This window comes from SAR202 cluster bacterium, from assembly GCA_016872355.1.
Classification (GTDB): Bacteria; Chloroflexota; Dehalococcoidia; order Lucifugimonadales; family VGZY01; genus VGZY01.
The window spans coordinates 1-23,540 of record VGZY01000034.1; the positions used below are offsets into that span (position 1 = coordinate 1).

Consider the following 23,540-nt stretch of genomic DNA (forward strand, 5'->3'; position numbering starts at 1 on the left):
TCTCCTCGCCCAAGGATCGAAAGCCGGGTCCAGATCACCCTTGGAGATCGAGACTGATTCAACCAAAACCAGTCGTACTGACAAAATCACTGAGCAGTAAGACTGACAAAGTCATTGAGCATTGACAGTCGAATGACTTCACTCTAGGTTTTTTACCTCTGACAAGTTAGGCTAAGTCGTATGGCTTCACGCTCAGAGGCAACTCGCCAGCTTCGGGTCTTCGTCCAGCGGCAGGAAGCCGTGGCGGTTGAAGGCGCGGCCGATCTCGTCGTTCGTGAAGCGGTAGACGCGCTTGAGCCAGTCCACCTGGTAGAGGCGGTTGGTGCGGTCCATGGGAGTCCACGGGTGCTCCTCCAGCGGAGTGTGCTTCACAGGGAAGAAGGGCGAGTAGTAGACGCGCTTCAGATTCCAGTCGCCGTAGAGCTGGTCGATGCGCGTGAAGATATCGCGGTCCGTCTCGTTGGCAGCGCCGACGACGAGCTGCGTCGCCTGGCCGACCGCGCCGTTGCCGTGCTTGCGGGTCAGGGTGTCCACCCACTCCATCGGGGCGAGTATGTCCTTTTGAAGGTCCTTCATCGTGCTGATCTTCCGCATGTGCTCCGCAGTGGGCGTTTCCATGTTCACGGACAGGCGGGTGCCCAGGCGGTAGGCCTCCTCGACGAGGGGGTAGCTTGCGCCGGGCATGATTTTCATGTGGATGTAGCCCTTGAAGCCGTGCTTGTTGCGGATGGAGTCCACCACCTTGAGGAGCTTCTCGGTGGTCTTTGAGCCGTCGCCGGCGATGCCGGAGCTGAGGAAAAGGCCGGCGACGGTCTCCCGGCGCTGGAGGTCCATGAAAAGGTTGGCGAGCTCGTCCACTTTGAAGGCGTAGCGCTTGCGCGGCACCCAGTGGCTGTTGGGGCAGTAGAAGCAGTCCATCTTGCACACGTCGGTGAACATGACGCGCAGGAGGCTGATCGTCTTGCCGTTGGGCATCTGCGCCCTGTACACGCCGGGGACGGGGCTGCGGTCGGACGCGGAGTACGGGAGGCGCGACTCCCTGGGGCCGCCGTCGCGCGATGCGGTGTTGCCGCGCCTGGCAAGGAACGCGGCGGAGTTGGCCGGCACGGGGCTTGACGGCTTGGAGAGGATGTCGTCGGAGGCCATGCCGCCGAGGTAAATGAGCTTCTCGTAGACATCGGGCGAGTGGGTGATGAGCAATGGGGGTCCCTCCCTGGCGGGCTGGCTGGACGAGTTGGACTAGTTGGACTTTGTGGACGATTAGAGCGTATAGTACGCATGTTCTGTCAGAGGAGGAGTTTTGGCAACGGGGATTGACAGAGCTATCGGACTGCTGCGCCGCGCGATTCGATGAACTTTGGGAGGGGAGACCTGGCCGCGAAGTAGGCGTATAATCATAGCTATGAACAGTGAGGCAGAGGAAAAGGCCAGACTAAGATGCATCAGGTGTGGACATAGCTGGATCCCGCGCAAAAGCAATCCGGTGCAGTGCCCAGCATGCCATTCCGCCTATTGGTCGCGACCGAAGTCGCAAAGCCCCAAAGCCGCGATCGAGCTTTTTGTGCCTCTTTTTCGACTTATGAACAGGCTTCGCGACGACGGCATAATCAAGGATTGGGCAATATTTGGGTCGGTAGCCTTTCTCTACCACGGCGAACTCGTTATCACCAGAGACGTTGACGTTGTGGTGGAGTGCTCCGTTTCAGAATACGAGGGCACATTGCTTCCGATTCTGCGCCAGTACGGCCGTGAGGACCCGCCAGGCGTGTTCGATTTGAGGACAAAGAAGCTCCAGGTGATTCCAACTGCAGATAAGAAGCTTTACCCCGAACTCGTGGAGAGGGCGGTGACGGCGACCGTGGACGACGTGCCCGTCCGGGTGGCAGTCCCGGAGCATCTGATCATAGAGGCGCTGGACCGGTGGGATTCCAGAAAGCTTGATCCGATGCGAGTCGTATCGCTGTACCCCAAGGCCAACCGGAAATACCTCTATCAATTGATAAAGAAGTATGAAAAAGAAGACCGCAGACTCATCAAGAACATCAAGAGCCTCGGACCGTTCATCAACGGCCCGCTCTTCGGATAGAAGGCCGGAGGAGGTCTGGAAGGCTCGCGCTGCCGCGCGGGAGGCGGAGCGAAACATGTCTTTCGAGGATAAGCTGCGCATTCTGGACGAGCTGTTGATAGAGCTGGCGACCCCTGGCCCTCTCCCCGACTTGCACCCTACAAACCCCATTCAAACCACATCCCGTACACCCGCTTCGAAGGGTCGACGCTAGCGGACCGAAGCGCCGCGCGATTCGATGATCTTTGGGAGGGCGGTGGAGAACTGGCCTTTCGCGAGGACGTGGTCCGCGCCGAGCTTGCGGGCGGCGTCCATGCCGGCGATGTCCGCGTGGGGGCCGAATGCGACGACCTTCACGGCGTCCTTGCGGGCATCGCGCAGGTCCATCAGGATGGCGGCCCAGGCGGAGCTATCCGCCTCGAAGTCGATGAGGACCAGGACGGGCCGTGCCGCCTCATACTCCTTGCTGAACTGGTCGAGCGTGGTTACGAATTTGCAGTCGACGCCGAGGGCGTCGGTGACGTTCTGGATGCGCGGCAGCAGGAACAGGTTACTGCCTACTACGATGACCTTCTCTTTGCCCGCCATTGTGAGCCTCCGACTGGTGCTGCAACGATGGTATCATGGTGGGCGCAGAGACAATTATGAAGTATGAATTGAAGGCGGTGTGTGATGTCCCGTGAGCGGTCGAAGGAAATGTATGCCGCCGCCAGGCAGGTCATCCCCGGCGGCGTGAATAGCCCGGCGAGGTCCTGGCGGTCTGTCGGCGGCGAGCCGCTGTTTATTGCGAAGGCGAAGGGGCCGCGCATCTGGGACGTGGACGGCAACAGCTACATCGACTACGTTGCGAGCTGGGGGCCGATGATTCTGGGGCACGCGCCGGACGCGGTGATAGCGGCGATCAAGCAGACGGCGGAGCGCGGCACCAGCTACGGCGCGCCGACAGAGATGGAGACGACGCTGGCGCAGCTCGTCGTCAAGGCGATGCCGTCCATCGAGATGGTGCGCTTCGTCAGCTCCGGCACCGAGGCGGGGATGAGCGCGCTGAGGCTCGCGCGGGCGTTCACGAAGCGCGACAAGATCATCAAGTTCGACGGCGGCTACCACGGCCACGCGGACGCGCTGCTGGTGAGCGCGGGCTCCGGCGCGGCGGCGCACGGCATCCCGGACAGCGCGGGCGTGACGGCCTCGTTCGCGAAGGACACGCTCGTTTCGGAGTTCAACGACATCGAGTCAGTGGAGAAGCACTTCAAGGCGTTCCCGGACCAGATCGCGGCCATCATCGTCGAGCCCATCCCGGCGAACATGGGCGTCGTCATTCCGAAGTCCGGATTCCTGGAGGGGCTGCGCAAGACGGCGGACAGGTACGGCGCGCTGCTGATCTTCGACGAGGTCATCACCGGCTTCCGCGTGGGGTACGGCGGCGCGCAGGCGCTTTACGGAGTGAAGCCGGACATCACGTGCCTGGGCAAGATCATCGGCGGCGGTATGCCGGTGGGCGCGTACGGCGGCCGCCGCGACGTCATGCAGACCGTCTCGCCCCTAGGGCCGATGTACCAGGCGGGCACCCTCTCCGGCAACCCCGTCGCGATGGCGGCGGGCATTGCGACGCTGGAGGCGCTGGCGAAGCCGGGCGTGTACGAGGCGCTGGAGGCGAAGGGCTTCCGGCTGGCGTGGGGCCTTCAGAAGGCGTTCAAGAAGTCGGTCACGATCAACCGCGTGGGCTCGATGATGACCGTATTCTTCACGACGAGCCCCGTGACGGCGTGGCAGTCCGTTGCGACGACTGACAAGGCGGCGTACGGGCGCTTCTTCCACAAGATGCTGGAAGAGGGCGTCTACCTGGCGCCGGCCAACTTCGAGGCGTTCTTCGTCTCCACCGCGCACACGGACGCGGACATAGACGCGACGGTGGCCGCGGCGGGGAGAGTGGTGGGGAAGGGGATTTAGGGGTGTTCCTCCTCTCCCCGAGGGAGAGGCCTTTGCGGCTCTGCGCAAAGGGTGAGGGCTACGGCTGTTGGATCGATGGCGATGGCTGTAGGGCCGGCACCCCGCCAACTTCTCTCTCCCCAGCCCTCTCTCTCCGATCCATTCGCAGAGCCTCAGGACTAGCTTCAGAGAGAGGGGGTAAGGCAGGCAGCCAACAGCCAAACAGCCTTAGCCCTCACCCTACGGATAAGGCCCCGTAGGCCTCTCCCTCGGGGAGAGGAGGAACAGCCGCCCTCACCGGTCCGTCCGCCGCGGCGGACCGGACCACCTCTCCCGCGGACCCGGGAGAGGAACAAAGCGAACAGCCGACACCCTCTCTGTCCCGCAAAGCCGGGACATCTCACCCATCAAGGGGGAGAAACGATGACCTCCCCGGCCGTTCCCAGCACCCAGCACCTAGCACCCAGAACCCCTCTCTCTACGTCCTCTGCGCTCTCTGCGGTTAAACCGTCTTCGCCCCCGCCGTCGTCGCTGCCTTCCTCAATCGCGTGATGGACTCCGCTACGCCGCCTTCGCCGGCGTAGACTGCGTTGCCGGCGACCAGGACTGTGGCGCCGGCGGCTACTGCCGTGCGGATGGTGGTGGGGTTGATGCCGCCGTCTACCTCAAGCTCGGTGGGGAGGCGGCGCTGGTCGATGAGGGCGCGGATGCGGGCGATTTTGCTTACCTGGCTTTCGATGAAGGACTGGCCGCCGTAGCCGGGGTTGACGGTCATGACGACGACCATGTCCAGGTCCGGGAGCAGATATTCCAGCGCGGCGACGGGTGTGGCCGGGCTGAGGGCGAGGCCCGCCTTGAGGCCGGCGGACTTGATCTGCTGGAGGGTGCGGTGGAGGTGGCCGCCGACCTCTGCGTGGACCGTGACGATGTTCGCGCCGCCGTCCGCGAGGTCTTTGATGAAGTCCTGCGGGCGGGACACCATCATGTGGACGTCCAGCGGCAGGTCGGTCCAGCGGCGGATGGCCTTGACCATCTTGGGGCCGAATGTTATGTCCGGGACGAAGTGGCCGTCCATGACATCCACGTGGACCATGTCCGCGCCGCCTTTCGATGCCTCCGCGACCTGCTCGCCGAAGCGGCTGAAGTCGGCGGAGAGTATCGAAGGGGCTATCTTGATTCTGCCTTTAGAGAGCATGTTCGGCCTTCAGCCTTTCCCGCGCCTCGGCCAGCGCCTGGTCCACCCGCGCGGGGGCGGTGCCGCCCGGCACGTCGCGCGCCTCGATGGACGATTCGACGGAGAGGGCCAGCACGGAGCCCTCGAAGTGCATCGAGAACTTCTGGTAGGTCTCCAGCGGCAGCTCGTGGAGCTTCTTGCCGTGCTCAACGGCGTACGCCGAGAGCCGCTTCACGATGCCGTGCGCCTCGCGGAAGGGCAGGCCCTTCTCCACCAGGTAGTCCGCGATGTCCGTCGCCAGGACGTTGCTCGCCTGGGCGGCCTCGTACATGCGCTTGGGGCGGAGCTCCATCGTCTCGATCATACCCGTCGTGACGGTGATCGTGGGGATGAGGGTATCGACGGTGTCGAAGAAGCCCTCCTTGTCCTCCTGCATGTCGCGGTTGTAGGTCATGGGGAGGCCCTTCATCATCGTCAGGAGGCCCATGAGGTTGCCGTAGACGCGGCCGGTCTTGCCGCGAGCGAGCTCCGCGTAGTCCGGGTTGCGCTTCTGGGGCATGATGCTGCTGCCGGTGGTGTAGGTGTCGCTCATCTTGATGAAGCCGAACTCCTCGGACGACCAGAAGACGAGCTCCTCGGCCATGCGCGAGAGGTGCATCATCGCGATCGCAGCGGCGGACTGGAAGTCCAGGAGAAAGTCGCGGTCGGAGACGGCGTCCATGCTGTTCGCCGAGATCGCCGTGAAGCCGAGCTCCCCCGCGACGGTGTAGCGGTCGATGTTGTACGGGACGCCCGCCATGGCACCGCTGCCGAGGGGCATGACGTCCGCGCGGGCGTAGGCCTGGCGGAAGCGCTCGGCGTCGCGCGTGAACATCTCGAAGTAGGCGAGCATGTGGTGGGCGAAGAGGACGGGCTGGGCGCGCTGGACGTGCGTATAGCCGGGGAGGATGACGCCCTGGCTGTTGGCGGCGCGGTCGAGCAGCGCCTGCCGGAGGGCCTTCAGCCCGGCGACGGTCTGCCGGATAACGTCCTTGGTGTAGAGGCGCACGTCGGTGGAGACCTGGTCGTTGCGCGAGCGGGCGGTGTGCAGCCTGCCGGCGGCCTCGCCGATCTTGTCGTGCAGGCGGCGCTCGATGTTCATGTGAACGTCCTCGAGCTCGGCCTTCCACGGGAAGCTCCCGGTCTCGATCTCCTGCCGGATCTCCTCCAGGCCGCGGACGATGTCGTCCACATCCGCCTGCGTGATGATCCCCTGCCTGCCCAGCATCCGCGCGTGGGCGATGGAGCCAGCGATGTCCTGCCTGTACAGGCGGCGGTCGTACTGGTAGGAGAGCGTGTAGTCGATGGGGTTGTAATTGTTGGTCACGATGCAGTCTCGCGTTGGGTTATGGAGAGCCACGGATAGTATATGGGATTTTGCGGCGGTGCGGGCGGGCGTATGATGTGGAGGTGGAACCATCCATCGTGCTGTTCGACGGCGTGTGCAACCTGTGCAACAGCTCGGTGCAGTTCATCATCGACCGGGACCCGAAGCGGCGGTTTGTGTTTGCGTCGCTGCAGTCGGAGGTGGGGAAGGCGGTGTTGGCAGGGGCCGGTATCGATGATGAGTGGGCGGGAGAGAGCGTTGTGCTGGTCACCGGGGGGCGGGCGCACCGCGAGTCCGGGGCCGCGCTGCGCATTGCGCGGCGGCTGAGGGCGCCGTGGCCGGCGCTGTACGCGCTGATCGCCGTGCCGCCGTTCCTACGCAACGCCGTGTACAGGCTCGTGGCGCGTAACCGCTACCGGTGGTTCGGCCGGCGGGACGTCTGCCGGGTGCCGGGGCCGGGCGATGAGGAGCGGTTTTTGGGGTGATGGTGGGAGGGTGAGACGAGCGGGGAGCAAATTGTCCCTCTGACTGCATAATGTTAGGATGTTGCTAAGATAGAAAGTGGACCAGACCCTTAGCCACAGATTTACCCGCAGAACCAGGATTCCTACATGAAGGTAATAGATCTTTTTTCAGGCGCGGGAGGCTTGTCGCTGGGAGTGAAGCGCGCTGGTTTCGAGATAGTGGCGTGCGTGGAAATCAATCGCGACGCGATGGACACTTACATAAGCCATGACGCTGACGCCACCCACTTCAATCAGGATGTGCGGTCGGTCGACTTCAGGAGATATCGTGGCATTGCCGATCTAGTTATTGGTGGTCCGCCGTGCCAGCCATTCTCTGTTGGAGGACTGCGGAGGGCCAGCGACGATTCTAGGGACATGATTCCGGAGTTCATTCGATGTCTTGATGAAGCGCAACCGGAAGTGTTCCTGCTGGAAAACGTGCCCGGGCTTCTCCTTAAGAGGGCGCGACCATATTTTGAGTCCGTGCTGACGAGGCTTGCTTCGCGTGGCTACATATTGAATTGGGCCGTGTTGAACTCCGCTGACTATGGAATTCCGCAGAGACGACGACGGCTCTTCGTGATGGGTTCGAAGCGCAACCAACTTAAGTTCCCGCAGCCTTCGCATGGCCCTGACGCAAGCGTCCCTCACGTAAGAGCTCTCGATATCTTAGGCAATGAGCCAATCGGTGAAGCGCCAAATTGTCAAGTTAAATTCGCCAAGTTCCCTGATTTGCGCCCAAGCCCGTACGCAGGGCATATCTACAATGGCGGCGGCAGGCCAATAGACCCGGACGGTCCGAGCCACACTATCTTAGCTTCGTCCGGTGGATACAAAACTCATTGGATAGACACAGAGAATGTTGCGCCGGACTATCATAGGTATCTCATGTCCGGAGGCCCCCCTCGTGCAGGGGCTGTGCCCGGTGCAAGGCGGCTCAGTGTGGAAGAATGTGCAATCCTGCAGACTTTTCCAAGGGAACTCAAATTTCGTGGCCGGCGTTCGGCTCAGTACATCCAAGTGGGAGATGCCGTCCCTCCGGATTTGGCTTATTCGGTTGCCGTGTCCTTGAGAGATCAAATGCAAGGCGCTTCGTTGTCTGGCAGTATGAAGGAGGCTTTCGCAAGGACAAGCATTCAAGGGAGATTCTACTTTTGAGTGAGAGAAACGGAAGCGTCGAGAACGCCGTGGATTTGCTGTTAAGCTTGGTTGACAAACTGGCCGCGGGTGGGGAGTTAGAGAAACCAATACCAAGTACTCTCGCGGATCTATTCGACAGCCATGTCAAAGGGCAAGCGGGCAGCATCAAATTGGCCTGTGCCTTTTTGGTTGCTTATTCTGTGGTTGACCGAAAATGGAACGGCAAATCGGTTCCGGTGGGTATTCGGGGGAAATACGGCGACGAGAAATTTGCGACTGAATTGAACAGAAGGTATGTGACATTCCATGGGCAAATTGTAGCTTTCGGTGAAAATCTGGGTTGGAAAGGTGCGGTGAAGCAGTTTGATTTGTCAAAGGACAAGCGCTTTGCGCCCTTTCTTGCAAAGCTGAAGATCTTGACCCAGGAAGACCGCCGGATGCTAGTTGATCATGTTGCTTGGAGGATAGCCGATTCACGTACTCTTCCAAAGGCCTTGCCACCTCTTCCCAGCACATATCTTTCATACGCAAGAAGTCTTGACCTCTGTCACCGTATTCTTGATATGCACACCGAAGGCCACGTTCAACAATTCCTAGTCGCGGCCTTCTTGGAAGAACACAGAAAGCGCTTCGGCCACAAAATTGTTACCCATCATCCACATGCTCCAGACAAATTTGACCGTACCGCCGGTGACATTGAAGAGTTCCGTGAAAACATGCTGCTGGCTGCCTATGAAGTGACCGTCAGATCGGATTAGAAGAATAGGGTCACCGACTTCGAGAAAAAAGCTGCTTTTGGGAAATTGAAGAGGTACGTCATATTTGCGGCGAACGTACGGTCCGACAAAGATCTCTATCCAGCCTCCCGCCTTGTGGAATTCGTGGATAAGGCTGCCATCGACTTGGCGGTAGTGGACATCTCGGACTTTTTCGCAGTGTTTTGTGCAGAGTTGAACCGAGACGAATTGCTATCGGCGTTCAACAGGACTTATCAGATGCTTGCAGATCCTAATTTGTCCGGGCGAGAGGAATTCATGGCCGCTTACCGGGAAGTCACTAACGAATGGCAAGAAGTTTTGCGTTAACTTATCTAACCGGTTCGCATGCTGCCCATCATCCCCCTCTCCTTGCCCCGTCTCCCCCTCAGTGCTATATTTCTCCTCCATGTGGTAACCTAACCTGAAATCTGGTTTTCGGAAGCTGTGCACTCTCTGAAGAAAGCATGAGGTTGTGTAGATGTGCGGTATTAGCGGTCTCCTGTACAAGAACGACCGGAAGCGCGGGCAATCCAGCATCGGCGCGGATTTGACGAAGATGCTGGACTCGATGGCCCACCGGGGCAAGGACTCCAGCGGCTTCACCATCGGCGGTGAGGACATTCCGGACGACTACATCATCCGCGTGTGGACGGAGGACGAGGAGCATGCGAAGGATGTCCTCGCCCGGGCGGAGGAGTCCGTGGCGAAGGTTGGCGGCGTGGTCAACACGAAGCACGCCGTGGGGCAGTTCCTGCGCATGACGGTCAACTACGAGGGCGAGGTGCCCGACCTGGCGGCGGCGCTCCTCAAGACGAAGGGCGTCGAGGTGCACAGCATCGGTGAGTCGTCCGAGGTTATCAAGGACGTTGGCACCGCGACCGACATGGACCACAAGCACCACCTGAGCAAGTACCGTGGCACGCACGGCATCGGCCACGTGCGCATGGCGACCGAGAGCAAGGTGGACATCACCCACGCGCACCCCTTCTGGGCGTACCCGTTCCCGGATATCACCGTCGTCCACAACGGCCAGCTAACGAACTACCACAAGCTGAAGCGCCACCTTGAGGACAACGGCCACCACTTCCAGACGCACAACGACTCGGAGATAATCTCCGTGTTCCTCGCGGATACGCTGTCCAAGGGCGCGACTCTTGAGGAGGCGCTGAAGGAGTCGCTGACGGCGCTGGACGGCACGTTCACGTACCTGGTTTCCACGCGCGACGGCATCGGCTGCGCGAAGGACAAGTGGGCAGCGAAGCCCCTGGTCATAATGGAGACCGAGGACACCGTCGCGATTGCGTCGGAGGAGGTCGCGCTGCGGCGCGTCTTCTCTGAGGAGATAAACCGCGTCGAACCGCAGGAGAACGAGGTGATGGTTTGGTCAGTCTAGACGCGAGCAAGATGACGGTCACAGAGGTTAACCAGGCGATCAAAACAGCAGCCAAGAAGGGCGAGGAGATTACGGTCCTGAACCCCCAGGCGCAGCACAACATTGCCGTGTGTGTGCTCGAGAAGTGCAAGATCGATATCAAGGGCAGCGTGGGCTACTACAGCGCCAGCCTGCTCGACGGTCCGGATGTTGTCATCGAGGGCAACGCCGGGTGGGCTATGGGCGAGAACCTGATGAGCGGCAAGATCACGCTAAAGAAGGATGCCGGCGCGTCCGTGGGCGCGAGTATGCGCGGCGGCGAGATCGTCATCGGCGGCAACGCGGGAGCGCGGGCCGGCATCGCGATGAAGGGCGGGACGATGATCGTCCGTGGCAACACCGGCTTCCTGACCGGTTTCATGATGCAAAAGGGCAATATAATCGTGTGCGGAGACGTCGGCGAGGCCGTCGGCGACTCTATGTACGAGGGTGTCATCTACGTCGGCGGCAAGATAGGCTCGCTCGGCGCCGACGCAAAGGTGGAGGTGCCCTCCGAGGGCGAGCTGATCTCGATATGGAACGAGCTTGAGCGCAACGGCATAACGGAAAAGCCGCGCTTCAAGAAGGTGGTCTCAGAGAAAAAGTTCTACCACCTGGACAAGCTGGAAAGAATGGAAAAGACGGTACTTTAGGGGTGCTGGGTGCTAGGTTCTGGGTGCCGGGTCCGAACCGAAACCCGGGACCGTACACCCGGCATTCGGCTGTTCACCCAGCCCCTAGCACCCAGCACCTAGCACCCTTGATTGGAGATTCCCATGGTATTCCCAAGCAGTCAGATATTCACGCCGCACGTGATGGATGACATCCACGCAAAGGCGCAGCTCGGCCGGTACCGCATACGCGGCTTCGCCACCTTCCAGAAGGTGACGCACTTCGACGACCTTACCTTCCTCTCGACGGGCCTGACCCGCTTCCCGCTTGAGGGGTACAAGGAGAAGTGCGAGACGCGCGTCACCATCGGCGCGCGGTACGCAAAGGAACCGCTGGTACTCGAGACGCCCATCTACATTACCGGCATGAGCTACGGCGCTCTCTCCGGCAACGCAAAAGAGGCGCTCGGCCGCGCCGCGGCTATGGTCGGCACCGCGAGCTGCACAGGCGACGGCGGCATGTACCCGCCTGAGCGGGAGGCCTCAAAGAAGCTCATCTACCAGGTGCTGCCCAGCCGCTACGGCTACAACCCCCACCACCTCGTCCAGGCACAGGCGCTGGAGATCGTCGTGGGCCAGGGCGCGAAGCCCGGCACCGGCGGCATGCTGATGGGCATGAAGATCCTGGACCACATCGCGGAGATGCGCGACCTGCCGGCGGGCATCGACCAGCGCAGCCCGACGCGCCACCCGGACTGGCTTGGCCCCGACGACCTGGCGATCAAGATCGACCAGCTCCGCGAGGCGACGGACGGGCGCATCCCCATCCACGTCAAGCTCGGCGCGTGCCGCGTGACGGACGACGTCAAGCTGGCCGCGAAGGCGGGCGCCGACGCGATCGTGATAGACAGCATGGTGGCGGGCACCGGCGCGTCGGCAGAGGTCCTCCTCGACCACAGCGGCATCCCGACCGTCCCGGCGATCGTCATGGCCCGCGAGGCCCTGCGCGACATGGGGCTGTACGGCAAGGTCAGCCTGATTGCCTCCGGCGGCATCCGCAGCGGCGCGGACGCGGCGAAAGCCCTGGCCCTGGGCGCGGACGCCGTCGCGATAGGCATCGCGGCGCTGATCGCCCTGAACTGCAACAAGGAGCTTCCCGGCGTGACCGACTTCCAGAAGGAGGTCGGCGTGCCGGCCGGCATGTGCCACCACTGCCACACCGGGAAGTGCCCCGTCGGCATCACGACGCAGACGCCGCACCTGGTCAAGCGCCTGGACCCGCAGGAGGGCGCGGAGCGCGTCGCCAACTTCATCAACTCGATGACGATGGAGATGGCGCTCCTGACCCGCTCGCTCGGCAAGAGCAGCGTCAAGAGTCTCGAGCCGGAGGACCTGGCGGCGCTGACAATCGAGGCGTCCGCGATGGCGCGCGTGCCGTTGGTGGGGACGAACAAGGTCTACTAGGAAACGTTCAGCACGGCGGCCAACCGGCGGCTATGCGTTCTGTAGCCTGCACGATTTATCGTGCAGGCCCGGTTCACCGGCCCAGCCTGGTGCGCAACGCGAGCGCGATGAATCGCGCGGGCTAAAAGGGTACAAGGGAAGGTCGATTCGACGGCGCTATAACCACAATTTGGGAGCAGGCAAACAAAGGCATGACGACATCTCCCTGCGATGTGTGCCAGCGCATCGAGCTGATAAAGCGGAACGAGAACCCGCACTTCGTCAAGGAGATGAAGACCGGGTACGTTGTCCTGGGCCAGAAGCAGTTCTTCCGCGGCTACACGGTCTTCCTCAGCAAGCAGCACATCTTCGAGCTGCACGAGCTGGACAGGGAGTCGCGGCAGCTTTTCCTGAACGAGATGTCGTTGGTCGCGGAGGCTGTTTACCGCGCGTTCAAACCGGTAAAGATGAATTACGAGCTCCTCGGCACCGGCACCCCGCACATGCACTGGCACCTGTTCCCGCGCCACAAGGACGACCCTCTGCCGGGCCGCCCGGTCTGGTACATCCCGGACGAGGTCAGAGACTCGCCAAAGTCGATACCGACGGACGCGCAGCGGAACGCGCTAAAAAAGAGCTGCGCGCAGCACCGGATAGCCTCTCCTGATATGTAGCCCGCCGAATCATTATTGTGGGCTGTGGAAGCACCGACCAAACCAGATACATCACCACCACCTTACCAAGGAGTCCAGCACGATGACGAAGCGCGAAGACATCCGACGGCAGATGGACAAGGACGGCATCCAGTACATCCTGGTGCAGTTCGTCGATATCAACGGCGCGGCGAAGTGCAAGATGGTGCCCGTGCGTCACTTCGACGACGTTATCGACGAGGGCGCGGGCTTCGCTGGGGCGGCGGTGCTGGGGATGGGGCAGGGACCGCACTCGCACGACATGCTCGCGCGCATCGACCTGGACACCTACAGCGTCGCGCCGTGGGAGACGGGGGTAGCGCGGTTCGCGGCGGACCTGTTCGTGGACGGCCAGCCGTACCCGTACTGCCCGCGCCAGAACTTCAAACGCGTGCTCGGGGATGCAAAGGAGCAGGGCTACATCTTCAATGTGGGCGTCGAGCCTGAGCACTTCCTGGTGACGCGCGACGAAAAGGGCAAGGTGGCGATCTGGGACCCTGACAAGCTGGACACGCTGTCGAAGCCGTGCTACGACTTCAAGGGCATCTCCGGCGCGATGGGCTACCTCCGGGACCTCATGGACGGGATGACGCGCGTGGGCTGGGACACCTACCAGTCCGACCACGAGGACGCGAACGGCCAGTACGAGGTCAACTTCGTTTACTCGGACGCTCTGACGACGGCCGACCGCTTCACCTTCTTCAAGATGATGACCAGCCAGTACGCCAAGAAGTACGGCGCGATATCGACCTACATGGCCAAGCCGTTCGCGGACCGCACAGGCAGCGGCGGCCACATCCACTACCACGTCGCGGACGCCAAGAGCGGCGACAACCTCTTCACCGATATGAAGGACAAGCAGAACCTGGGCCTGTCCGAGTTCGCGTACCACTTCATCGGCGGCATCTTCGCCCACGCGCCCGCGCTATGCGCGATCAACTCGCCTACGGTAAACTGCTACAAGAGGATACAGATAGGCCAGGGCCTGTTCGGCTCCCGCTCCGGGTTCAACTGGACGCCGGCGTTCGTGTCGTACGGCGACAACAACCGTACGCAGATGATCCGCTGCGCCGGTCCGGGCCACCTGGAGGACAGGTCGGTGTCGTCGGCGACGAACCCGTACCTGCAGCTGGCGGCGTACCTGACGGCGGGGATGGACGGCGTCAAACGCAAGCTCGATCCGGGCAAGGCGTACCTGGGCAACCTCTACGAGCTCGGCCTCGCGGAGATCCAGCGGCGCGGCATCAAGATACTGCCGCAGAGCCTGCCGGAGGCGGTTGAGGAGCTCAAGAAGGACAAGGTAGTGCAGGGCGCGCTCGGCCCCATCGCGGACGAGTTCATCAAGCTCAAAGAGGCCGAGTGGCGGGACTACCACCGCACGGTCAGCCAGTGGGAGTTAGACCGCTACCTGACGATGTTCTAGGGAGGGCGACCTGTCCCCGTAGATGGATGCGGCAATGAGACAATGAACGGTAAGGATAAGCTCCCGAGTGGACGGGACGAAAACAGGGTCCTCAGAGTTATCTCGCACTACGAGCATCAGAGCGAAAATGAGGCTGAAGAAGAAGACGAGATGACGTTGGAGCGCGTGAGGGGAGAGGACGGCCATGAAGACGACAACATACAAGCACCTTGAGCGGCGGACGGACAAGCGCTCGAAGCATCTGTTCATCAAGGGCACTAATATCAGGGCGTCTACCATTTGGCACGACACCTATATTGAGGTAATGTCGGCGGCGGAAATAGCCGAAGACAGGGAGTTGCCCGTCGAGGCGATTTACGAAGCGCTTCACTTTTGCCAGGAAAACTGGAAGCTGATCGTTGAGGAGAGCAGACAGGAGGGTGAGCTCCTGGAATCACTAAATCTTCCAAAACCCGCCGAAAAGGCTTCATGAGGATATATCTCGATGAAGATATGGACGCCAAGAAATTGGCATCCATGTTGCGGCTGTCCGGCCACGAGGTGCTTGAGACCAGTAAGGCGGGAAATAAGGGTCGTAGCGACGAGGAGCAGCTCCGATACGCGTCCGATCTCAAAATGGCAGTGATGACCGCAAACGTTAAGCATTTTACCGAGTTGCATCAGAGTTGGAGACAGAGGAAGATACGACACGCTGGGATTTTAATAGTCCATAAGCTGAACGATTTCCGCGACAGCTATGCACTCGTCGTAGCGGCCGTTACCAATCTTGAAAGCAGCGGCCTGAAGATCGCCAACCAGCTGCACAACCTTAGCTTCTGGAGATAGGCCCGTAAGGGCAGAATCACACCTACTATGGCCTTCCTACTTACCTGTCCTAACTGCGGCGAGCGCGATGTTCATGAGTTCCGCTTCGGCGGCGAGCTGAACAAGCGCCCCGCGCCCGATGCCGCGCCGGAGACTTGGGCGACGTATTTTTACACCCGCCGCAACGTGGCGGGCGAGCAGAAGGAGTGGTGGTACCACAGCTTCGGCTGCCGCAAATGGCTCATCGCGCTCCGCAACACCGTTACAAACCAGGTGATCAAGACATCCTGGCCCGAAGAGGCCTTACCCTAGATGGTCAACACGAATACCCAATCGCGCCTTCCCCTCCGTCCCACCCACCTCATCGATCAGGACAAGCAGGTCAGCTTTTACTTCAACGGGCAGCAGGTCTCGGCCTACGCCGGCGACACCATCGGCTCGGCGCTGTACGCCTCCGGGGTGCGCATATTCAGCCGCAGCTTCAAGTACCACAGGTCGCGCGGGCTGCTGTGCGGCGCCGGGCGGTGCCCGAACTGCCTGATGACCGTGGACGGCGCGCCGAACGTGCGCTCGTGCACCACGCGCGTGGAGGCCGGCATGAAGGTGACGGGCCAGAACGCGTGGCCCTCGCTGGAGCACGACGCGCTGTCCGTGTTGGATAAGATGACGCCGCTGATGCCGGTGGGCTTCTACTACAAGACCTTCCACAAGCCCAAGCTCTTCTGGGAGGTCGCGAGCCCGATCATCAAGCGCGTCGCGGGCATCGGCGCGGTGGACCTGGAGAACTACCCGAAGGAGCACTCGCACCACGAGAACCTGCATACGGACGTCGCCGTCATCGGCGGGGGGCCGGCGGGGATGTCGGCGGCGCTGGCGGCGGCGGAGGCTGGCGCGCGCGTGACGATCATCGACGACCAGCTCAACCTGGGCGGCCACCTGCGGTTCGACGGCAGGACGCACCGGGGCATGCACGGCATGGCGGACATGGCCGGGTACGAGGTTGCGGCGGCGCTGCGGGGCAGAGTGGAGTCGGTCAGGAACATCCAGGTGCTGAGCGACGCGATTGTGTTCGGCCTGTACGAGGGCAACTTCGTCGCGATCAACCAGCGCGGCAAGGTGATGCACATGAGGGCGAAGCGCGTCGTCGTCGCGACGGGCGCGCAGGAGTCGCCGCTGACGTTCGACCGCAACGATATCTCGGGTGTGATGCTGAGCACCGCGGCGCAGCGCCTGATGCACCTGTACGGCGTCAGGCCCGGCGCGAGCGCGATCATCGGCACGGCCAGCGACCACGGCTACCACGTCGCGAGGGAGCTGCTGGACGCAGGGGTGCGAATTGCCGCCGTCGCGGACGCGAGGCCTTCGTTCCCGAGCGGGCTGGATGCGGCGCAGGCGTTGCAGTCGGCGGGCGTGCTTGTGCTGCCGTCGCACGCGGTGGCGCGGGCTGAGGGCTCGCGCAGGGTCGTGGGCGGCGTCGTGGCGCGCATCGAGGGCGGAGCGGTGACCAGGGAAGAGCGGCAGCTGGACTGCGATCTGATACTTATGAGCGGCGGCTTCCAGCCGGTGACGAGCCTGCTGCAGCAGGCGGGCGCGAATCTGAAGTACGATGCGGCCGCAGGCGCGACCGTCCCGGCCGACCTGCCTCAGGGCGTCTACGCGGCGGGCAAGGTGACGGGGACGCGCGATGCGCACGTCTCGATCATGCAGGGGCGGCTGTCGGGGCTGGAGGCCGTGGGCGGCCTCGCGGGGAAGGCGGCGAGCGCGCAGGAAATCGCGGCGATACGGGATGCCGTGTCGCATCTCCAGAACGGGACGCGCGAGAAGATAACGACCGTTGAGCCGCCCATCGCGCCGGGGAACGGGTCGAAGCAGTTCGTCTGCTTCTGCGAGGACATCACCGCGAAGGATGTGGCGCAGGGCGTGGACGAGGGGTTCGAGGACGTCCAGATACTGAAGCGCTACAGCACCGTGACGATGGGGCCGTGCCAGGGCAAGATGTGCCACCGTCAGTACGTCACCATCGTCTCCAACCGCACGGGCGCGTCCATCGACAGCCTCGGCTCGACGACCGCGCGGCCGCCGTTCCTGCCCGTGACGCTGGGCGACCTGGCCGGACCGGCGCACATGCCGCGCAAGCGCACGGCGATACACCGCGTGCACGAGGCGATGGGCGCGAAGATCGTCGACGTCAGCCCGTGGCTCAGACCGCACAACTACGGCGACCCCAAGGCGGAGACGATGGCCGTGCGCAAGGCGGTCGGCATCATCGACGTCAGCACGCTCGGCAAGCTGGACGTGGCGGGCAAGGACGCCGCGAAGCTGCTCGACAAGGTCTACACGCACCGATTCTCCGACCTCCGGCCGGGGCGCATCCGCTACGGAATCATCACCGGCGACAACGGCGCGATCATGGACGACGGCACGGTGACGAGGCTGTCGGAAGACCGCTACTTCGTGACGACCTCTACGGCGAACATTGATGTGGTTGAGGAGTGGTTCAAGTGGTGGATGGCCGGCACGGGCATGTGCTGCCACGTAACGAACATCACCTCCGGCTACGCGGCGATCAACGTCGCCGGCCCGAAGGCGCGCGACGTGCTGAAGAAGCTGACCTCGGTAGACCTTTCGTCCAAGGCCGCGCCGTACATGAGCGCGACCGAAGCCGTCGTGGCGGGCGTGCAGACGCGGCTGCTGCGCATCGGCTTCGTGGGCGAGACGGGCTGGGAGCTGCACTTCCCGGCGGAGTACGGCGAGTACATGTGGACGACTCTCATGGACGCGGGCAAGGAGTTCGGCATCTCGCCGTTCGGCCTGGAGGCGCAGCGCGTCCTCCGCCTTGAGAAGAAGCACATCATCCCCGGCCAGGATACGGACATCCTGAGCAACCCGCTCAGCGCGAACGCGGAGTGGGCGGTGAAGTTCGACAAGCCGGATTTCATCGGTCGCGGCGGATTGCTGGCGTCCCAGAAGTGGGGGATGAAGACCAAGCTCGTCGGCTTCGTGATGGTCGATCCTATCGTCCCGCACGACGGCTCGCCGATAGTCCTCGCGGGCACGCCTGTGGGGCGCGTCACGAGCGCGAGGATGAGCCCGACGATCGGCAAGGGCTTCGGCCTGGCGTGGGTGCCGACGCGGCTGGCGACGGACGGGACGGTCATACAGATAAGCGTCGATGGGCGGCTCTTCACCGCCGAGGTGCAGAACGCGCCGGTATACGATCCTGAAGGCGTACGGTTAAGAGAATGACGACTAAAAAGTGGACCCCAATCGCCCGAAGCGCCCTGCATGGCTGGCACACCGGCCACGGCGCCACATTCACCAACATCGGCGCGTGGCAGGTGCCCGCGCGGTACAGGCCTGTGGAGGACGAGCTCGCCGGAGTTCGCGGCTCCGCCGGCATCTGCGATATCAGCCTCGTCGGCAAGCTGCGGCTGCAGGGCAAGGGCCTCAGCGCCCAGCTCAAGACCGCGTTCCCGAACTTCCCGGGCCTGACCCCCGGCAAGATGATGGAGCACAAGCTTGCCGCGACGGGCGAGCTTCCGATACGCGTCGCCGCGCTGACGGCGGAGGACGCGCTGGTGATCACGACGCCCGGCCAGTCCGAGGCGGTCCTGAAGGCGATCTCCGCTGTCCCGTCCGACTGCGCCCACGGCGTAGACGTGACGTCCGTGACGGCGATGTTCCGCATCATGGGGCCCCACGCGCGAAACGTGCTGTCGGCGGTGGTGCTGGAGGATATCGGGCCGGCAGCGTTCCCGGACATGTCCGTCATCCAGGGCCGCATCGCGGACGTGCACGGGATACTGCTGCACGCGGACGCGAAGAGTGGCCCGGCGTACAGCCTGTACGTGAGCAGGGACTATGCGGAGTATATGTGGGAGGAGCTGATCGAGACGGGCCATGCGACGCCGTTCGGGATGGAGGCACATGCCAAGCTGGCGTAAGACAAGAGTTAATCGCAGAGTACGCAAAGGACGCAAAGTTAGGACAAAGAGATGAAGGACGAGGCGGTTGTTCTTAATCGCATCGCAAAAGAGATAATTGGGGCGGCTATTGAGGTGCATAAGACCCTGGGCCGGGCCTCCTCGAATCCGCCTATGAAGCGTGCCTTGCTCATGAACTAACGCTGAGGGGGGTTTAGGGTCGAGCTGCAAAAGCCGCTGCCTGTGGTTTACAAAGAGGTACAGTTGGAAATCGGATACAGGCTCGACCTGTTGGTCAACGGCTGCGTCATTGTAGAGATAAAGGCGGTTGAGGCGATTGCACCGGTTCACAAAATGCAAATCTTGTCATACTTGAGGATTACGGGCCTGCATCTAGGATTGCTGTTGAATTTCAACGTAGATTTGATGAGAGATGGAATACTTCGCATAGTTAACGATTTTCCAGACCCGGACCCTAAACCGGAATCAATAAAGTCTTCTACTTTGTCTTAACTTTGCGTTCTTTGCGTACTCTGCGATTAATTCTTCTTCGGAGCTCTCATGGTCTTACAGCTATTTACAAAGAGCCGCATGTGGCGAAAGTCTGAACTCAAGGACCGGTATGATGTCGTCATTATCGGCGGCGGGGTACATGGGCTTGCAACCGCGTACTACCTGGCGAAGTTGGACAAGGGCCTCGACATCGCCGTCCTGGATAAGTCTTACCTTGGCGCCGGCGGCAGCGCGCGGAGCACGGCGATTATCCGCGCCAACTACCTGACGGTGGAGGGCATCCCGTTCTTCCGGGAGAGCCTGAAACTGTACGAGGACCTTTCGCAGGACATGAACTTCAACATCATGTTCAACCAGATGGGGCGCCTGGACCTGGGCCACACGGAGTCGGCGCTATTTACCTTGCGGCAGCGGGCGGAGTTCAACCAGCTCCTGGGAGTCGACAGCCGCATGATCGGGCCGGACGAGATCAAGCGCCTCATCCCCGTGATGGACATGAGGGTGGGGAAGACCTTCCCTGTGATGGGCGCGCTGTACCACCCTCCGGCGGGCGTCGTGCGCCATGACGCCGTCGTGTGGGCGTATGCGCGCGGGGCGGACCGCGAGGGCGTTGAGCTGCACCCGTTCACCGAGGTTACGGGGATCACGATGGACCACGGTCGCGTGACGGGCGTGGAGACGACGAAGGGCAAGATCAGCGCGGGCATCGTCATGAGCGCGACGGCGGGGTGGACGTCCACGATCACGAAGATGGTGGGGCTGAACGTGCCGATCACGACTTACCCCTTGCAGGCGTGCGTCACCGAGCCCATCAAGCCGTTCATGCACACGACCATATCGTCCGCGAACCTTCACGTCTACGTGTACCAGACCGACCGGGGCGAGATGGTCATCGGCGGCCCGGTCAACCACTACCCGTCGTACAGCTTCAAGTCCACGCTGCACATCCTGGAGGAGCTGGCCGCGCACGTGCTGGATCTCTTCCCGCAGCTGCGCGGCGTGCGCCTGATGCGCCAGTGGGCGGGCCTGTGCGATATGACGCCGGACTACGCGCCGATCATCGGCAAGGTGGACGGCATCGAGAACTTTATCCTCAACTGCGGCTGGGGCACGTGGGGCTTCAAGGCAGGCCCGATCTCCGGCAAGTGCACGGCCGAGCTCATCCACTACGGCAAGCCGCCGAAACTGATCGAATCATTCGGCCTTGACCGTTTCAGCAATGGTAAGCTGGTAAATGAGAGGGCCTCCGCGCCCTCCGCCGCGCTGCATTAAGAAGGTTAATCGCAGAGTACGCAAAGGACGCAAAGGTAAGACAAAGGAAGAAGCTGATTGCACGTGGCGAGGCTACTGGATGTGGTTGTCATAGATTCTCATCCATGCCTGTGTAGACGTTCTTCATGGAATGTTCACACTCGATCGACATCCCTTATCATTTCTCAGTCTTACCTTTGCGTCCTTAGCGTCCTCTGCGATTAACTCCCTGGCTGTTCGCTTCATCCTTTTCTTACGGTGACCCATGAAACACACTATTGAAGGCAATCCCGACTACGGTCAGCTCACGCTTGTGCTGGGGCCGGGGGAGAAGATTCTCGCGGAGTCCGGCGCGATGTCGTGGATGAGCGAGGGAATGGTGGCGACCGCACGGATGCTTGGCGGTCTGGGCAAGGCACTCTTCCGCAAGCTGGCAGGGGGAGAGTCGTTCTTCGTCGTCGAGTACGAGCACCCAACGGGCGGGAGTATCACGCTTTCGCCGTACGCGCCGGGGACGGTGGCACACCGGACGCTGCGCGGCGAAACGTTCACGCTGACCGGCAGCTCGTTTCTGGCTTGCACTCCCGGAATCACCATGAGTACGCTCTTCGGCGGCATGAAATCGCTCTTCTCCGGCGAGGGCGCGTTCTTCCTGAAGTGCGAGGGCACGGGCGAGCTGTACTACAACACCTTTGGCGCGATGCTGGAGAAGCAGGTGGACGGCACGTTCATCGTCGATAGCGGCCATGTTGTCGCGTGGGACCAGTCGCTTACCTACACCATCCAGGGCATGGGCGGGCTCAAGAGCACGCTGCTGTCAGGAGAAGGCCTGGCGCTCAAGTTCACGGGCGTCGGCAAGGTGTACCTGCAGACTCGAACGATCAGCGGCACGGCCAGCTGGCTCACGCCGTTCAACAGGACATAGGGGGCCACGATGGAGTTCCTCGTACAGGACCGGGGCGCTTTTAGCTGGGCGCTCGTGAAGATGCGGCCGGGCGACCATCTCATATCGGAGGCGGGTGCGCTGTTTCGCGTGTCTTCTAACATCAACATTGATGTAACGACGCGGAGCGGGAAGTCCGGCGGGTTCATGGCCGGCATCAAGAGGATGCTCTCGGGCGAGCACTTCTTCATGTCGTCGTACACGGTGACGGACAGCGCCGACGCGGAGATCGGCCTTGCGCCCACGCTGCAGGGACAGGTGCAGCTCATCGATTGCGACGGGCGCGCCAACTGGGTGTGCGCCGGCGGCAGCTACATGGCGTCGGCGTCCGGGCTGGAGCTCAACACCCAATTCCAGGGCTTCAAGGGGATGTTTACGGGCGAGTCGCTGTTCTACGTCGCCGTGTCCGGCAAGGGGCGGATGCTTGTCAGTGCGTTCGGCCGCATCACTGAGATCAACCTGGACGGCGCGCTCACCGTGGACACGGGGCACGTTGTCGCGTTCGAAGATACCCTTCAGTACACCGTGGGCAAGGTCACGAAGGGGCTGATTCAGACGGCGATGACCGGAGAAGGCCTCGTCATGAACTTCCGGGGTCGCGGCAAGCTGTATGTCCAGAGCCACAATCCGAGCCAGTTCGGCAGCAAGTTAGGGCCGCTGCTCCCGCCCAGGAGGGCGTAGTGGAGGGTATGGGGGACGGGGTACAGGGTACGGGCAGACGAGAGATTAGGAAACGGCCGCCTGAGGTATTCCAATGAAGTACACGGTACAGACTCGACCAAGCTACAGCCTTCTGGAGACAGAGCTACAGCTCGGCGAAGAGCTCGTGGCAGAGTCCGGCGCGATGGTCTACATGACGCCGAGCATCAAGATGCAGACATCGACGCGCGGCGGCATTATGAAGGGCCTGAAGCGGATGGTGCTGGCGGGCGAGAGCTTCTTCCAGAACACATACCGGGCTACGGACGGCCCGGGCGTAATCGGCCTTGCGCCGGGACAGCCGGGCGACATCGTCGTGCGGGAGCTAACGAACGGTGAGCTGATTCTGGAGCGCAACGCATACATGGCCTCGACGACAGGTATAGTTGTCGATTCCAGCTTCCAGGGGCTGAAGGGCATTCTGAATGAGGGGCTCTTCGTGCTGCGGTGCACGGGCACCGGGACGCTATTCTTCAACGCGTACGGGGCGGTAGACGAGGTGGAGGTGAACGGCTCGTACATCGTGGACAGCGGCCACGCGGTGGCGTGGGAGCCAACGCTGCAATGGCAGCTCACGCGAGCGCGCCGGGTGCGGGCGTTCATCTTCGGCGACCAACTTTTGCTGCGCTTCAATGGGCGCGGCCGGCTGTGGGTTCAGTCGCGCAATCCGCAGTCCCTGGCGAATTGGGTATACCCATTCAGGCCGGTCCAGCGGGACAACGAGCACCGGTGAAGATTAATCGCAGAGGGCGCAGAGATTAAGAGAGGGGCAGTTGCCGGAGGGCGACGCCCCTCTCGCTTTTTGTCATTTCAGGCATATTTGCAGAACATGTGTGATTTCTTACGCGATACGCGGCTCAGTGACGCCACGCAAGTACGGACAAGATTC

24 protein-coding genes and 1 pseudogene are annotated in these 23,540 nt (G+C 62.0%); 22 read left to right on the forward strand and 3 right to left on the reverse strand.

What is annotated here, in order from left to right:
- Positions 1-192: 192 nt before the first annotated feature.
- On the reverse strand, positions 193-1,200 hold the full coding sequence (locus FJ319_08570) for a hypothetical protein (GenBank protein MBM3934339.1): 1,008 nt from the start codon (positions 1,198-1,200) through the stop codon (positions 193-195).
- A gap of 379 nt (positions 1,201-1,579) precedes the next feature.
- Here FJ319_08570 and FJ319_08575 point away from each other — a divergent pair, with 379 nt between their 5' ends.
- The 3 genes from FJ319_08575 (at position 1,580) to hemL (ending at position 4,015) form a co-directional block, all read left to right on the forward strand.
- On the forward strand, positions 1,580-2,086 hold the full coding sequence (locus tag FJ319_08575; GenBank protein MBM3934340.1) for a hypothetical protein: 507 nt from the start codon (positions 1,580-1,582) through the stop codon (positions 2,084-2,086).
- Positions 2,087-2,310: 224 nt separating this feature from the next.
- Positions 2,311-2,496, forward strand: a complete 186-nt coding sequence (locus FJ319_08580) for a hypothetical protein (protein MBM3934341.1) — start codon at positions 2,311-2,313, stop codon at positions 2,494-2,496.
- A gap of 241 nt (positions 2,497-2,737) precedes the next feature.
- Positions 2,738-4,015, forward strand: coding sequence for a glutamate-1-semialdehyde-2,1-aminomutase (gene hemL, locus FJ319_08585; GenBank protein ID MBM3934342.1), 1,278 nt, complete (start codon positions 2,738-2,740; stop codon positions 4,013-4,015).
- A 481-nt stretch (positions 4,016-4,496) separates the two neighbouring features.
- Here the strand turns inward: hemL and FJ319_08590 are convergent, their stop codons facing one another.
- Both FJ319_08590 and argH read right to left on the reverse strand, forming a co-directional pair.
- Entirely contained in the window at positions 4,497-5,189 is a 693-nt protein-coding gene (locus FJ319_08590) for a ribulose-phosphate 3-epimerase (protein MBM3934343.1), read from the reverse strand.
- Positions 5,179-6,627 carry an argininosuccinate lyase gene (gene argH / locus FJ319_08595; GenBank protein ID MBM3934344.1) on the reverse strand — a complete coding sequence of 483 codons (1,449 nt, stop codon included), beginning with the start codon at positions 6,625-6,627 and terminating at the stop codon, positions 5,179-5,181. Before argH ends, FJ319_08590 begins: the two co-directional genes overlap by 11 nt.
- Between argH and FJ319_08600 the strand changes: the two genes are divergently transcribed.
- The 19 genes and pseudogenes from FJ319_08600 (at position 6,612) to FJ319_08690 (ending at position 23,384) form a co-directional block, all read left to right on the forward strand.
- On the forward strand, positions 6,612-7,019 hold the full coding sequence (locus FJ319_08600; protein ID MBM3934345.1) for a thiol-disulfide oxidoreductase DCC family protein: 408 nt from the start codon (positions 6,612-6,614) through the stop codon (positions 7,017-7,019). The two genes, argH and FJ319_08600, sit on opposite strands and share 16 nt — an antisense overlap.
- A 126-nt stretch (positions 7,020-7,145) precedes the next feature.
- A complete protein-coding gene (gene dcm, locus FJ319_08605; GenBank protein ID MBM3934346.1) occupies positions 7,146-8,198 on the forward strand; it encodes a DNA (cytosine-5-)-methyltransferase in 1,053 nt (350 codons plus the stop codon).
- Positions 8,195-8,938, forward strand: coding sequence for a hypothetical protein (locus FJ319_08610; GenBank protein MBM3934347.1), 744 nt, complete (start codon positions 8,195-8,197; stop codon positions 8,936-8,938). The genes dcm and FJ319_08610 overlap by 4 nt, the downstream gene beginning before the upstream one ends.
- Positions 8,939-8,983: 45 nt before the next feature.
- On the forward strand, positions 8,984-9,265 hold the full coding sequence (locus FJ319_08615; protein MBM3934348.1) for a hypothetical protein: 282 nt from the start codon (positions 8,984-8,986) through the stop codon (positions 9,263-9,265).
- Between the two features lie 151 nt (positions 9,266-9,416).
- A complete protein-coding gene (locus tag FJ319_08620) occupies positions 9,417-10,331 on the forward strand; it encodes a glutamine amidotransferase (protein MBM3934349.1) in 915 nt (304 codons plus the stop codon).
- Entirely contained in the window at positions 10,319-11,002 is a 684-nt protein-coding gene (locus FJ319_08625) for a glutamate synthase (GenBank protein ID MBM3934350.1), read from the forward strand. Before FJ319_08620 ends, FJ319_08625 begins: the two co-directional genes overlap by 13 nt.
- Positions 11,003-11,125: 123 nt before the next feature.
- Positions 11,126-12,424, forward strand: coding sequence for an FMN-binding glutamate synthase family protein (locus FJ319_08630; GenBank protein MBM3934351.1), 1,299 nt, complete (start codon positions 11,126-11,128; stop codon positions 12,422-12,424).
- Between the two features lie 191 nt (positions 12,425-12,615).
- Positions 12,616-13,077, forward strand: coding sequence for an HIT family protein (locus tag FJ319_08635; GenBank protein ID MBM3934352.1), 462 nt, complete (start codon positions 12,616-12,618; stop codon positions 13,075-13,077).
- A gap of 82 nt (positions 13,078-13,159) precedes the next feature.
- Complete coding sequence (gene glnT / locus FJ319_08640; GenBank protein ID MBM3934353.1) at positions 13,160-14,518, forward strand: type III glutamate--ammonia ligase; 1,359 nt, start codon at positions 13,160-13,162, stop codon at positions 14,516-14,518.
- 184 nt (positions 14,519-14,702) lie between these two features.
- Positions 14,703-14,990 carry a hypothetical protein gene (locus FJ319_08645; protein MBM3934354.1) on the forward strand — a complete coding sequence of 96 codons (288 nt, stop codon included), beginning with the start codon at positions 14,703-14,705 and terminating at the stop codon, positions 14,988-14,990.
- Positions 14,987-15,343: a hypothetical protein gene (locus tag FJ319_08650; GenBank protein MBM3934355.1), complete on the forward strand. Its 357-nt coding sequence runs from the start codon at positions 14,987-14,989 to the stop codon at positions 15,341-15,343. Before FJ319_08645 ends, FJ319_08650 begins: the two co-directional genes overlap by 4 nt.
- A gap of 27 nt (positions 15,344-15,370) precedes the next feature.
- The gene (locus tag FJ319_08655) at positions 15,371-15,634 is read left to right on the forward strand and encodes a sarcosine oxidase subunit delta (protein ID MBM3934356.1); all 264 of its coding nucleotides are present in this window, start codon (positions 15,371-15,373) and stop codon (positions 15,632-15,634) included.
- Positions 15,635-18,568 carry an FAD-dependent oxidoreductase gene (locus tag FJ319_08660; GenBank protein ID MBM3934357.1) on the forward strand — a complete coding sequence of 978 codons (2,934 nt, stop codon included), beginning with the start codon at positions 15,635-15,637 and terminating at the stop codon, positions 18,566-18,568. It abuts the gene before it with no gap.
- Complete coding sequence (locus FJ319_08665; GenBank protein ID MBM3934358.1) at positions 18,565-19,266, forward strand: aminomethyl transferase family protein; 702 nt, start codon at positions 18,565-18,567, stop codon at positions 19,264-19,266. The genes FJ319_08660 and FJ319_08665 overlap by 4 nt, the downstream gene beginning before the upstream one ends.
- 51 nt (positions 19,267-19,317) lie before the next feature.
- A pseudogene (locus tag FJ319_08670) lies at positions 19,318-19,758 on the forward strand (GxxExxY protein).
- A 48-nt stretch (positions 19,759-19,806) separates the two neighbouring features.
- Entirely contained in the window at positions 19,807-21,030 is a 1,224-nt protein-coding gene (locus FJ319_08675) for an FAD-dependent oxidoreductase (protein MBM3934359.1), read from the forward strand.
- 244 nt (positions 21,031-21,274) lie between these two features.
- On the forward strand, positions 21,275-21,934 hold the full coding sequence (locus tag FJ319_08680) for a TIGR00266 family protein (protein ID MBM3934360.1): 660 nt from the start codon (positions 21,275-21,277) through the stop codon (positions 21,932-21,934).
- Positions 21,935-21,943: 9 nt separating this feature from the next.
- Positions 21,944-22,633 (forward strand): TIGR00266 family protein, encoded by a 690-nt coding sequence (locus tag FJ319_08685; GenBank protein MBM3934361.1) that lies wholly within the window; start codon positions 21,944-21,946, stop codon positions 22,631-22,633.
- 73 nt (positions 22,634-22,706) lie between these two features.
- Complete coding sequence (locus FJ319_08690) at positions 22,707-23,384, forward strand: TIGR00266 family protein (GenBank protein MBM3934362.1); 678 nt, start codon at positions 22,707-22,709, stop codon at positions 23,382-23,384.
- Positions 23,385-23,540 lie beyond the last annotated feature (156 nt).